Raw genomic sequence first — 12,204 nt, forward strand, 5'->3', positions numbered from 1 at the left:
ACCCTCCGGCGACCTCCCCGTGAACCGCGCCCACCCCGCCCAAGCAATGCGTGGTGCGAAGCCCGCCTGATCTTTGGTATTGTTCTCACGTCGCCGAGGGGCGCGCCGCGAAGCCGGTAATCCCGAGGTAGATGACCCAGTCCGGGTGGCGGAATGGCAGACGCGCTAGCTTGAGGTGCTAGTGCCCGTTAAGGGCGTGGGGGTTCAAGTCCCCCCTCGGACACCACCGATTGCACCTATAACCCCATAGATTTCCAGCCCAGGAGTTACGTTAGCTGGTCGCCTGGTCTACATCCGGGCTTGTGTGTCAACCTAAGCCGATGTCCTGAGAGTAATTCTCCCCGTAGGGCCGCGCCCTGGATTACGGCGCGCGAGTCGCCAAGCGCCCTGAGAGTAGCCGCGCTAGCGTCTGCGGACTGCAACGGCGCGCTGCGCATGAGTAGTCCGGTCATGATCTCGCCAATCATTACGCCGGTGGGTTTCACCGGGTCGGGAAAGACTGCGGATGCGGTGCAAAGGCGTACGCGACGTGATCGGTCACAACGTCGGAGGGCCCGAAAGCGCTTGGCGGCCGTGCGGGTAACCGCCTGTTCGGTCGGCGTTTATCCGCGGGGACGGGCGCGGACGGAACGGAGTCGGCGGACGTCGTCCTGATCGAGTTCGTACGTCTTGTCGGGAAACTCGCCGACCAGGTAGTTCCGCAGGTACCTGAAGTACGCCGACATCTCCGAGTCCGTCATCGGACGATCCTCGGCGAACGCTCGTTCCGCCACGGCTGATCCGGCGGTGATCCCGCGATCGTCATCCGACGCTGACCAGCCGGACACGACCTCGTCTTCGTTCCGCCGACGCCTCAGCAGCGTTTGGCCGAGGCTCGCGACGTAGCGGAGGGCTGAATCGGCGCCGTCGTTGAATGCGAACGAGACTGACGCGGCCACGCTCGGCATTACCAGGATGATCTCGGCCTGCCGCGCGAACGGCTCGACCCAGTACCGCGGCCCACCGGTCGCGAGCCAGCGGGGCTCGGCTGCCAGTTCACGCGCGAACCGCTCGCGTTCCTCCGGCGGGCGAGCAACACCGCGCGCGTCGTAGAGGTAGGCGCCGTAGTCGATGACTTCGAGGCCGAGCGTCTGTGGCAGGTCCCGGTACAGGCCGCGGAACGTGAGCACGTAGACCTCTGTGACCTGTCCCGCAAGCAGTCGCGACCACAGATCATTCATAGCGCCCTGCTCCATCCTCTGGCATGACGTCATCGGGCATATTGGTCACAGCTCACGAGCATACGCCCAGGATCAATCTGTTAGCCTGCAAACGGCCTGGTGAGGCGGGATTTCCATGGTTCGCCGCCGTCGAGTCGGGTCGGGGGCAGTGGCTGGTCGTAGTAGCCGGGTGGTCCGGCGAGTACGGCTTGGAAGTATTGCGGTCGGCCGTCCGGCGCGAGGGGGACGTCGTGACCACGCGTGCGGGTGAAGCCGATCGCGAGTTCGGGGAATCGCGGGTGGTCGGGGTCGGTGTCGTCGAGCGTGTAGCCGCGAGCGACGAGGAGGTCGAGGAGTTCGAGGGCGGGGGTGTTGAAGACGTCGATCCCCAGGAGTTCGACGGTGATCCGATCTTGCCCTCGGTCGGGGTTCGGCGCCCATAGTTCGATGGCGGTGAGCGTGTATCCGTCCTCGCACGCGAAGATCGCCGTGAACGAGGGGCGCACGACGAAGAGCATCGCGTAGAGATCGGGTCGGGCCTGGGCGAGGTCTTCTAGGCGCACGTGGCCGAGGGGTGTCGTGGCCGCGACCAGTTCCTCCATCGGCATGCCGAAGGGGAAGCCGGCGACGCCGTTGGGCGGGTCGATCTCGAAGCGGTGCTCCAGCGGCTCCGGCCCGATCTTGCTGAAGTCGAAGTCCGGTTCCCGTCCGTAGTACCTGTCGCCCGCGACGAGAACGGACTGCATGAACAGCGGCTCGCCATCGTCGGCTCGCGGCACGTCGTGACCAGCGTTGCGAGTGAAGCCGAACGGTAGCTCGGGGACGGTGTAGTGCCCCGGCGCCTCGCGGCGGTCGATCTCGAAGCCCTCCGCCTCGATCCGCTCGAGCAGTTCGAGCGCGGGCGTCCGGAACACGTCGATGCCTCGCCAGGTCACGTGCAGATCGTCGGTGTCAGTGCCCTCACGGCCGGGCAACGGGCGTGGAGCATGCAGTTCGAAGTACGTGAGCGTGCATCCGTCCTCGAGCCCGAAGACGATGGCGAAGCTCGAATTCTCCAGGTAGACCGTGAGGTCCACTTTCATGTAGTGCAGGCCGGCCTGGTCGGGATCGGTGATCACGACCCTGCCGCTGGAGACTGCTGCGGGAATGAGTTCGCCTACGGGCATGCCGATCTTATAGCCGGTGGCGCCGTTCGGCGGGTCGAGTTCGATCTCCATGGCCACCCACGGGATTTTGCCATGCGGCCGTCTGCCGCGTGCCACTATTCTCGGGCTCATGTCCTTGATACGCCGCCGTAAGCCTGCTGCCGAGCCGCCCCCGGTGCGCCTTCCGGACCTCGAGTTCCTCGCTCTTGTGAAGGAGAGCCTCGAGGCGTGCGCGCCCGGGGTGACGGAGGGGGCGGAACTGAAGGGCAATTCGCTGATCAGCCCGCGTGGCTGGGCGGTAGGAGTGCTGCCGCCTCGCCACGCGGGCGGCCACCACTACGACCTGGCCGTGGCCCCGGACGTGAACCTCCAGCCCGATGTCCCGATGTTCCTCGAGTGCGCCGTCGCGATCACCGGCAACCCTCGGCACGCGGCCGACAGTTGGGCGCAGACGGCCGGAGCGTGCCTGCTCGAACTGCTCGACCGGCGCGAACGCTTCGCCGACCACGCTGGCCCCGAGGACCACCGGGGTGTTCCCGGCTGGCACATGATCGCCTCCGGGGCCACTGGCATGGGACTCGACGTCGCGGAGAACCAGCGGCTGCAGTTGGCGCTGGTGAACGCGAACGTGTTGCACCGCATCGCGGACAGCTTCACCGCGGGCCTGGAGTCGCCGTACTTCAACGGGGTCAAGGTCTTCTACGGCGGGCAGCCCGGTGCGATGGAGGCCGAGGTCCGCGTGAACGGCGAGCGGCACGCCGCCGCCTCGGCCGCTATGGCCGCGCTCAACCTGCCGGAACCCAAGGTCTTCACGGCGGTGCGCTACTACGCGCTGCTGCTTCCCCTGCCTCCCGGCCGGAGCGAGCCCGAATACCCGGCCGTCCGCCTTGAACTCGAGGACGCGGGCGATCACTGCCACGCCCACAATGCGACGTGCCGATGCGGCGGCGACTTGGACCCGGAGCACCCGGGCTTCGAGATAGGCCTGCCGCATCTGGTCGCGGAACTCTCCGACGAGGAACGCGCGCGGTCGGTGCGGATCGACACCGGGGCGATGATCGTCGCCGACGGCGTCGGCAACTTCCTCAAGGTCCGCCTCCCTATCCAGCTCGAGGACGGCCGTACAGTGGTCTACCTGGCCTGGGCCTACCTCGAGGCGGAAGTCTTCAACGAGGTCGGGAGACGAGGTCGAAGCCAGAGCCTGGAAGGCCATCGCTTCAAGGGCCTGTTCTGCAACGCCGTCGGGCCGTGGGGTGAGCATCTGCTGCGCGCGCCGATCATCCTGGAAGGCCGGCCGGCCAGCGAGCCCGGCGCGGTCGGCTACTGCGAAGTCGTCGAGACCAGCCACCCGCTGCTGAACAAGGTGCTGACGGAACGCTGGCCCGCGGACTTCGTGCTCGGCGACCGGGATCCGCGTTTGCGCGCTGCGTAGGCGACCGAGGTCGTCCCGGAGTCGGCCTTCAGCTCCCAGTTGCTCTCGGCACGAAGGGCGTGGCGTCCATACGTATGAAGAAGGCTCTGCCGTTACTGCTGCGCGCCGTCGCCACGTTGTCGTGGAGGTCGAGGGCGACGAACGGGTTGGAGCCCTCGAAGTAGGCGACCCATCGCAGGCTCCCGTCAGGCGGAGGCATCGCGAGATAGCCCTCAGAACCGTGGTCGCATTCGCCGCCCTGAAGCACGCAACCGGAAGCAGGGACGACCGTCTCGACTAGGGCCTGTATCGAGTTCGGATTGTTCGGCCCCAGCGTCTCTTGGAGGCGGCGAACGGGCGCGCGGTCATCCTGCACGCGATGCACAGCGTGGTGGACTGGCTGGCCTTCGCGATCTGGATCGACGGCGACCTGGTCCGCTCCCTCAGCATCTCGCCGGATGGCGGAATCCAGGAGAACATCGGTGAGCCGCTCTCCTTCGAGGCGCCGTTCTGGGGCGGCGAGCATCCGGTAGAGCGGACACCAGGCTGGCCGAACCAGGAGCCGTATCCGCTGTCGTTCCACCCGCTGGAGCTCGGCGAGGAGGCGCTGCGGTCACTGTTCGGATTCGTCCTGGAAGGGTTCCCCGACCCGGAGGATGTGGATGCCTCAGAGGTTCCGGCGCACGGATTCCGCCTGCTCGATCCAGACGGGCCGACGCCGGAGCAGCGTCAGGCCGAAAGAGACGCTCTGATCGTGCAGATGGGTCCGCCACGATTCTTCCGGATGCAGCCGGACGGTTCGATGCTCGAGGTGGACCTCCCGTAGTCTCCTGGCCACGGCAGGTCCCGCTGGGTGTGCCGCCGGTTCGGCGGGGACATAGATAAGGGGCGAATGACTTGCCATTGCCTTGCGTCCTGTGTCCGATGATCCACGTCTACGCGACGATGCCTGACGGGCTGGCCGAGATCGGCAGCGACCTCCTCGGCACCCGCGCTGGAGCTGTCACCGGGCTCGGCTACAGTCCGACCATGGCAGTAAGACCTTCACAACGCTGGCGCGAGGGCGTCGGGCAGGACGCGCATGAGATAGATCGAGGCGGGAATACTCGACCCCGAAGAGGGCTGTATGGCCGCGCTATTCCCGGAGTCGCTTCTGACGCGCACCGACGAGGTGCTCGCAGTCTTCGAAGTCGAAGTTGCTGCGCTGAACGACCCATCGGACGAGCAGGTGTTCACGGCTGTCCGAAACGTCGTTCTCGCGTTGAACCGGGTGAACCGCGAGAACGGCGGCGTCGGCTATGAAACCGGCGAGCGCGAGCAGCTCTGCGACTACATCGACAAGACGCTGGCAGAATTCGGAATCGACGTTCCCGCGCTGGCCGAGCGCAGCGACCTCGGTCGGTACGCGATCACCGACCGGTGGCGCACGTGGTAGACCGCGCCGAGTGACGCCGGCGCCCTCAACGGCGCGCTAACCTCAAGCACTGCACACCCGACGATCTTCGCAGGAGAGCGAGCCCGCGACCGATGAATACGACGCCCGACAGCATTGAGCTCATCCGCCTTGGCGCCGGGGCTCAGCATCTGAGTGTCATCGTGCTCGGCCGGCATACGCCCGGAGTGCTGCCGCTGCACGACATGCTGCGCGCCGAGATCGTCATCGAAACCGGGATCGGGACGCTGCGCCTTGAGACCACGATCTCCCCATCAGACATCGATGCTTGGGAACGCGCCATCGACGCGCTGGCCGAGGACGAGCCCATCTCCTGGCTCGGCAACCGCTGCCCCGAGATCGAGATCGGGCCCGGAGACGGGAGCGGTTTCTGGCACGCGACCGTGTCCGACCCCGCGCAGTCCGGCGCGATCGTCCAGATCCCGATCACCATCGACGTGGACGAGTCCCGGGCGAGACTCACGGCCGTGCAGCAGGCATATCCGCCCGAAGTCGTCTCGACCTCGGCTGGCAGCTACGAGTGGCGCCCAACGCGGCAAGACGGCACACCTCAATAGTGGGCTCTCACCTGCCGAACCGGGTGTCCCAGAACCTTTCCGATCGCGGCGAGGTCCCACTCCTCGAGCCAGTCTCGCTCCGGATTCCAGATCGGCACGTCGAAGCGGGCGAAACCGCACGGCCAGCGGTAGTCAAGATCGTTCAGTGAGTGCACTGCAGCACAGCACGGCATCAGCACCTCCAGGTCCTCGAAACCGCCCACAGCCCGAGCGTCGACGGCCTGGGACCACCACGTCAGCTCGAGCGGCGTGCCGCACAGTCGGCAGCCGACTGCCTCGAAATTGCTGCCACAGTCGACGAAGACAACACCCTCGTGCCACCGGGGCTCGGTGGGTACGGGCGCTGTCCGACGGCCGACGGGAGCCAACTCGGCTGCGAGAGCCGCAGCGCGAGTACCGCCGACCCGGCTCGGCTGCCAATACGGGTCGGTAGGGAAGACGGTCAACACGTCGCTACTCACGGCGCGCAGACTAGCAACCTATCCGGGCCAGCGGTTCGAATGAGCAAGTCCGTACTCGATGGCCTGAGCGTCAATACCACTGCACAATGCCGAGTGCACCCTGTGAGCTTCGGCTTGCGCGCTTCAGGATCCGCCCGGGGCCGTCGATGAGCCCTTCAATATCGAAGTTGCCTGGCGCGTCACCGGTGACCTGGAGCCAAGCGCTAATCCTGGCTGCGACACTCGCACGCCGAACGGGGTCCATGGCGAGGACCGTGTCAGTGGCCTGTGCGGCTTCCGAGACTACTTCGGCGGTAAGCAGGAAGCAACCAGACCGCCCCGGCATGGCGAGAGCGGCTTCGAATCCGAGGCCGTAGTAGAGCGCTGCTACTGGATCGCCCTTGCGGATGGATGCAACGAACCGGCCCTGCTCCGGGACGTCCGCCAGCAGATCCATGCACGCGTCCACGTCGAAGTTCGGGCGCCGGGCGTCGTGCATCTCGCAGAAGCGGAGTACCGCATCAGTGGGGCAGTGCCGCCCATATCCGCGGGACTCCGGCTCCGCGAGCGCCGCGGAATCCATCGCCTGCCACCACGAAAGATCCTCCGGCGCTTGGGGCTCACCGGGGATGTCGGCACGCAGTTGCGGGATTGCCGCCGACGGCACGGCGGCGACGATCCAGAAGCCGGTGACGCTCATCGCTCTTCCGTAGGAGGATTTGAAAGTGCCGTCGCCTCCTGACGGTCCCACCACTCCTTCCCGTCGGCCCAGTGCTTCACCCAGCCGGCAAACCCGGGCTCGCCGGTGGTGAGGCCGAATTCGGCACCGAAGGGGGTCGCTGCCATCTCGTCGATGAGGTAGATGTGGCCGCGGTGCTCACCTGTGACGATCAGGTGCCAGTACATGCCGCAGCCATCGGTGCCCAGTACGAGAGATCCGTGGTCGTAAACCGGGGCGAGCTCGTCTTCATCCGGCTCCGGCGCATCGCCGCCCTCCCAGATCCACTGCCCTGTCAGCGGGAACGGCTTGCCCAGATCCCGCTCCGGTCGACCCGCTCCCCAGTCCGGGGGAAGCACGCCGAGTTCCATGAGGCCGTAGTCCGGAGGACCCGAGTACGAGCCGTCGCCGATAGTCGCGACGAAGCTGCGATAGGGCTCGGGCAGAACGATGCCGTGCTCGCTTTCGAAGGCGTACACCGCGTCCCATCCCAGCGGCGTGCTATCGGGCCTGAACTCTTCGCGCAGCATGGCCAGGTCCTTGGGCGTGGCGTGGGCGGCGTCCAGGAGGTAGCTCATGGCGGGCAAGGCTAGCGGAGTCGCAATCTCGGCGTCGGTGGGCGCGGGCCGTCGGACGCAGCGTCTGTCGTAGCCGTGGTGCATAGTGCGGGTCATGTTCGCCGACCTCTTCGACATCGAGTGGGCTTCACTCACACACGCCTACGGCTCAGCTGAGGACGTGCCGGACATCCTGCAGGGCCTGGTGTCGGACGATCCCGACGAGCGGGAGATCGCCCTGGACAGGTTCCACGGGGCTGTCCACCATCAAGGCGACATCTACGACTCGACTGTTGCGTGTCTGCCATTCCTGTTCGACGCGGTCGCGGACGCGACGGTGGCAGGGCGTGGGGCGGTGGCCGAACTCTTCGTGAGCATCGGCGAGTCGACGGTCGGTTCGCCGCGGGCGCGCGGAGATGACGAGGCGGACTGGGCGGTGCCGTATCGGCAGGCTGAGACACTGATACGGACGCGGGCAGTTGAATTCGTGGCCTGGCTCGCAGATGAGGACGCGCAGGTCAGATCAGCCGCCGTGGCCGCTCTGGCGCACTTCACGGCTCAACCGATGGAGACCTTGCGGCTATTCATGCACCGGCTGGCTCTGGAGCCGGTCGTAGAGAGCCGCATCGCGATCATTACGGCGGCGGCCGATGTCGCGGTACGTACCCCGGAGGTCGGCGACCAAGTCGCCGAATGGCTGCTGGAAGTGGTCGGCGGGGACGCCGACCCTGGCACTCGGCTGGCCGCACTCGTTCATCTTGCCCGCTCGGCGCCCGAGCGGAGGGTCGAGGACCTGACCGGCCGCGCTGTGCGTCTCCTCGGCGAGATTAGTGCCCATCCCGGCTACAACGCCCCGCCGATCGATGATCGGCCGGCGACACCGACCCTGGTCGGGGCGGTGCGCGTGACGTTCGCTCCCGAGCGCGAGGGTCGTGCGGATGCCTGGACTGCGGATCTGGTCCGCGTCTTGCACGACGCGCTCGCCGAGCGGGTCGCCGACCGGATCGCGTTGATCGTCGACCAGCTGCGCCAGCCCGAGCCGGGGCGGCGGGTGGATGCGTTGCGCATGGGCAGTCAGCTGATCGGCCGCTGGCGCGGCCCGTTCGAGAATCTGGTCCGGCTCATCGGGTGCCAACTCGACGCACCGGAGCATCCGGTGCGCTACATGGCCGCGCTGGCGTTGCAAGACACGTACGAACTGGCGACGCCGGCGGCCGACACACTGGCCGCACAAGTAGTCGCCGCCGGCCCCGAAGCCTGGGTCAGCCCGGACCGGAAGGTTCAAGACTCGTACCGGATGATGCTGCTCGCGCTCGCCCGCCTGGGCGATCCACGCGCCGTGCCGGGCATCATCGCCGCGCTGGACAGCGGAGCTGAAACCTCCATGCTCGTTCAGACGCTTGGGCAGTACCGCGATTACCGGCACAAGTTCACGCCGCGACTGCTCTCGCGACTCGCGACAGTGCAGGCCGAGATAGATCCCGCCCGGCGGAACAGCATCAGCAACATGCTCACCGCCGCGCGGCAGCTCGGCGCGGCCGAGGCTCTGCCCGACGTCACACGGATCCTGGACATTGCGATGCGCTCGGAGAACCACACGATCATCCAGAGTGCGCTGCACACGCTCAAGTCACAGGGCACGGCCGCCCAACCCTCCCTGGTGCACGTGCAACGCCTCACCGACCACGCGGACGCGCATATCGCGCTGCCGGCCATCGAAATAGCCTGGGCGATCACGCATGATCTGGAGGCCTTCCTCTGCGACCTGCGACCCCGCATCGACGGCACCGACCAGCGTGCTGCGGGTCTGGCTGCGCAGTGCGCCGGGGCAGCTGGCACTGGAGCGGCACCGTTGGCCGGATCCATCCGGGTCCTGGCAGGATCCGAGGATCTTTGGACCCGTGTCCGAGCCTCCACCGCGCTGGTCAAGATCTCCGCCAGCGCCGATGCGCTGCTGCCGGTTCTGGTAGCGGCATGGCAGGAGAACGCCCATACACGCACCCTCATCGCAGAGTGCATCGGCAGCCTGGGGGCTCAGGCGTCTGACTTCCTGCCGCTGTTGCGTGCCGAACTGGCCGATCCGCGCCGCTACACATTCCGCCAAGGCCTCTGGTCCAACAGCAACGTCCCGAGCGATGAGAGGCTGCTGGCTGCATGCGTGGACGCCGTCGAACGCATCGCATGGCCCAGCAGCACCGAATCGGCGGGATCCTCGTGACGTCGACTCTTCGGCACCGGCAGAGTTGGTACCTTGACGGTCGCGGCCATCCAAAATGTCGGACGTCACCCCTGACGGTCTGATCCTCGTCTACCGAAAGGTGTGAGCATGGATGCTCAAGAGACGCCGCTGGGCGAGATCACGTGCCCGTCCGGCGTGCTGACGATCCTTGACGGCGGCTACCTCGGTTCCTGGTCGGCGGATCGTTCGCCGCAGGACGTCGATCCAGAGACGCTCGGCCTCCAGGATCCTCAACTGGCCGCTGAGATTGCTTCGGCCGTCGACTTCGAGGTGATCGGGCCGGACGCCGAGGCCGCTGCGCGCAGCTTCAACCAATGGGCCGGTCTGACGTTGTACGACATTCCCGGCTCAAGGACGCAGGCGTTCACGGCCAAGTTCGCGGAGCACTGTCGCGAGCGCGGTCTCGAGGCTGGTCTCTCACCGTTCCCGCAGCAGATTGCGCACCGTCATCGAGCAAGGCGCGCTGCGGGCAGGAATGGTGCTGGCGCGTTCCCGTTCTTCGGAGTCCCGGCTGTGGCGGTCGGCGGACTGCCTGACGATCGACCACTCGCGGTCAGCGGCACGCGGTCGCTCTCCGCCGACTTTGAGGATCGCTGGTCGAGCCTGACACTGCATGTCCATGACGCTCCGGCCGTCCGGAGTGTCGAAGTCGGAGTGGTCGGCGTCGACTGGGCTCGGTTGATGTTCGCTGACGTCGATGCTCTCTCGTCCTGGCAGCACGAGCACTCGATCGACGGCCTGGCCGACGTGGCGTTCTGGGGCCGCGACGCCGATCAGGCCGCTACGGAGCTCGACGCGCCGGTGCTCGGCACGGTCGGCGAGGACAACGTCCGGGGCTGGAGAAACCTGGCTTACGACGACGCGTGCCAGCATGCGGTGGAGGTCGGCTCCTGGAAGGCCGCCGATCCGGCCCGGCGCCTGGCGTTCGACTTCCGGCCCCACTCGCACCACTGGCAGGCGATGGCCGGCGTCAGAGCCTCGGACACCGAAGCGTCGACTGTGGATGTGGGCGGCGCCCGCATGCTGATGGCGATGACGAGTTGGGGTGACGGCATGTTCCCGGTACACGCCGAATTCGGCGAACACGGCGACGTGGTCCGGGTGCGGGTGGCCTTCGAAACCGAGATCGGGGAGTGAACCGTACAACGAGTTGAATTAGCAGAGGTCAACGCGCCGGGCATCGGTCATACTGGCCGAATGTCGGAGGCGTCGGAAGAGCTCAACGGGGACAAAGCGTCCGTGCTGCTGGCGTTCGGGATCGCGGCCAACGTCAAGCATGAGATCGGGCGGGGCGAAGGCGGTCTGGACATTCGGCGCGGCACCAAGCACTTCGCGGCGGGAGCGAAGGTGTGGGTGCTGCCGCCGCGCTGGGGCGATGGCGGAGAGCAGGTCGGGGTCGTCGGACGGCACCGCGGAAGCCCGGGGCCGTACATCCTGCTGGTGATGCCGCGCCGGCACCTGGAGAACTTCCGGACGCAGGGCGTGTACAGTCCCGCGCTATTCGCCGCGATGACCAGACCGATGAAGCGCGGAGGGAGTCCGGGGACGTCGTTCGCGCTCTGGGAGGATAAGGAGGCTGCCGCGCAGGTCGCCGCGATGTGGAATCAGCCGACCATGGAGGCGCACTTCGATGAGCCCCGGGGCTGGGGCTATGTTCCGGACCCGCCGCCGATGGAGCTGGAACGCGACCGGGTCGTGTTCTACCTCGCGCACTTCAACGCCAACCGTGCCTGGTATTCCTCGCGGTTGCCACCCCGTGAGGCGGGCGACGCTGCGTGAGGCTCACGGCCGATGAGTACCAGCGGACCGTGGCCGGGCTGGTGGGACGGACCATCACGGCCATCGCCTACTTCCCGTTGATGTGCGGAGAAGACGGGCTGGTTGTCGACGAGTGGGACGCCGGCGCCTGGCACGAGCCGACTATGGGCGTCGAACTGACCACGGCGACCGGCGAGGTCTATTCGGCTGTGTGGGGTCACAGCTTCGACTACTACGGCCTGGAAGTCTTTCCCACGCCGATGACTGCCCATCTGCGCGACCCCGGTACGCCGGGCGGATCGGCTCGGATCGACGTCACTGACCACGCGCAGTGGGCGGGCCTCGTCGGGCAGCCGGTTTCGTCGTCGGACATCATCTGGAGCACCGAGCCGGAGGCACCGCCGACCCCGGCCGCTGTGCACCTGCGCACAACGGCCTGCCAGGTGTGGATCGCGGCAGGTCGCCCAGCCGCATGGCCACCGAACGGGAAGTTCGACCTCCATACAGACGACGTCCTCGTCGTGTTCGACGAGGTGCTTGCGGATCAGATCGGGCTCGTTTGAGCGCGTGGGCCGAAGGAATCGCTTCAGCCTCGCCGCCCGGCTCTCTTCAGTGCGACCAGGCAGGGTCGATAATGCTGCCCCGAAGCCGCTGTGCGGCACGGCGTGGCTGTGGGCGCCCACTGCCGATGCCCGCCGACGGCGGCGAGCCGCGCTACCCGGCGACC

At 67.0% G+C, this 12,204-nt stretch carries 13 protein-coding genes and 1 tRNA gene; 9 read left to right on the forward strand and 5 right to left on the reverse strand.

Annotated elements, in window-relative coordinates:
* The first annotated feature begins 139 nt into the window (after positions 1-139).
* Positions 140-226: transfer RNA gene (locus KDK95_RS18315), tRNA-Leu, on the forward strand.
* Between the two features lie 376 nt (positions 227-602).
* On the opposite strand, the gene KDK95_RS18320 is transcribed toward KDK95_RS18315, so the two are convergent.
* On the reverse strand, positions 603-1,220 hold the full coding sequence (locus tag KDK95_RS18320) for a hypothetical protein (RefSeq protein WP_212519417.1): 618 nt from the start codon (positions 1,218-1,220) through the stop codon (positions 603-605).
* Positions 1,221-1,300: 80 nt separating this feature from the next.
* Positions 1,301-2,422 (reverse strand): hypothetical protein, encoded by a 1,122-nt coding sequence (locus KDK95_RS18325; RefSeq protein WP_212519418.1) that lies wholly within the window; start codon positions 2,420-2,422, stop codon positions 1,301-1,303.
* Positions 2,423-2,474: 52 nt separating this feature from the next.
* On the opposite strand from KDK95_RS18325, the gene KDK95_RS18330 reads away from it, so the two are divergent.
* The 4 genes from KDK95_RS18330 to KDK95_RS18345 all read left to right on the forward strand — a co-directional run bounded on the left by KDK95_RS18330 (position 2,475) and on the right by KDK95_RS18345 (position 5,765).
* On the forward strand, positions 2,475-3,776 hold the full coding sequence (locus KDK95_RS18330; RefSeq protein ID WP_212519419.1) for a DUF6348 family protein: 1,302 nt from the start codon (positions 2,475-2,477) through the stop codon (positions 3,774-3,776).
* A 319-nt stretch (positions 3,777-4,095) separates the two neighbouring features.
* The gene (locus tag KDK95_RS18335; protein WP_372463349.1) at positions 4,096-4,581 is read left to right on the forward strand and encodes a DUF6928 family protein; all 486 of its coding nucleotides are present in this window, start codon (positions 4,096-4,098) and stop codon (positions 4,579-4,581) included.
* 300 nt (positions 4,582-4,881) lie between these two features.
* Positions 4,882-5,190, forward strand: a complete 309-nt coding sequence (locus tag KDK95_RS18340; protein ID WP_212519421.1) for a hypothetical protein — start codon at positions 4,882-4,884, stop codon at positions 5,188-5,190.
* A gap of 92 nt (positions 5,191-5,282) precedes the next feature.
* Positions 5,283-5,765: a DUF5959 family protein gene (locus tag KDK95_RS18345; protein ID WP_212519422.1), complete on the forward strand. Its 483-nt coding sequence runs from the start codon at positions 5,283-5,285 to the stop codon at positions 5,763-5,765.
* Here KDK95_RS18345 and KDK95_RS18350 read toward each other — a convergent pair.
* The 3 genes from KDK95_RS18350 to KDK95_RS18360 form a co-directional block, all read right to left on the reverse strand.
* A complete protein-coding gene (locus KDK95_RS18350; RefSeq protein WP_212519423.1) occupies positions 5,759-6,226 on the reverse strand; it encodes a hypothetical protein in 468 nt (155 codons plus the stop codon). The two genes, KDK95_RS18345 and KDK95_RS18350, sit on opposite strands and share 7 nt — an antisense overlap.
* Positions 6,227-6,296: 70 nt before the next feature.
* Positions 6,297-6,905 (reverse strand): hypothetical protein, encoded by a 609-nt coding sequence (locus KDK95_RS18355; protein WP_212519424.1) that lies wholly within the window; start codon positions 6,903-6,905, stop codon positions 6,297-6,299.
* Entirely contained in the window at positions 6,902-7,501 is a 600-nt protein-coding gene (locus tag KDK95_RS18360; protein ID WP_212519425.1) for an SMI1/KNR4 family protein, read from the reverse strand. Before KDK95_RS18360 ends, KDK95_RS18355 begins: the two co-directional genes overlap by 4 nt.
* Before the next feature lie 94 nt (positions 7,502-7,595).
* Here KDK95_RS18360 and KDK95_RS18365 point away from each other — a divergent pair, with 94 nt between their 5' ends.
* The 4 genes from KDK95_RS18365 to KDK95_RS18380 all read left to right on the forward strand — a co-directional run bounded on the left by KDK95_RS18365 (position 7,596) and on the right by KDK95_RS18380 (position 12,040).
* On the forward strand, positions 7,596-9,698 hold the full coding sequence (locus tag KDK95_RS18365; protein WP_212519426.1) for a hypothetical protein: 2,103 nt from the start codon (positions 7,596-7,598) through the stop codon (positions 9,696-9,698).
* A gap of 108 nt (positions 9,699-9,806) precedes the next feature.
* Positions 9,807-10,856 carry a hypothetical protein gene (locus KDK95_RS18370; protein ID WP_212519427.1) on the forward strand — a complete coding sequence of 350 codons (1,050 nt, stop codon included), beginning with the start codon at positions 9,807-9,809 and terminating at the stop codon, positions 10,854-10,856.
* A 102-nt stretch (positions 10,857-10,958) separates the two neighbouring features.
* Entirely contained in the window at positions 10,959-11,498 is a 540-nt protein-coding gene (locus KDK95_RS18375; RefSeq protein ID WP_212519428.1) for a hypothetical protein, read from the forward strand.
* Between the two features lie 29 nt (positions 11,499-11,527).
* Positions 11,528-12,040, forward strand: a complete 513-nt coding sequence (locus KDK95_RS18380; RefSeq protein ID WP_212519429.1) for a hypothetical protein — start codon at positions 11,528-11,530, stop codon at positions 12,038-12,040.
* Positions 12,041-12,204: the final 164 nt, after the last annotated feature.

Origin of the sequence: Actinospica acidithermotolerans (genome assembly GCF_018139625.1) — a bacterium.
Taxonomy (GTDB): Bacteria; Actinomycetota; Actinomycetes; order Streptomycetales; family Catenulisporaceae; genus Actinospica; species Actinospica acidithermotolerans.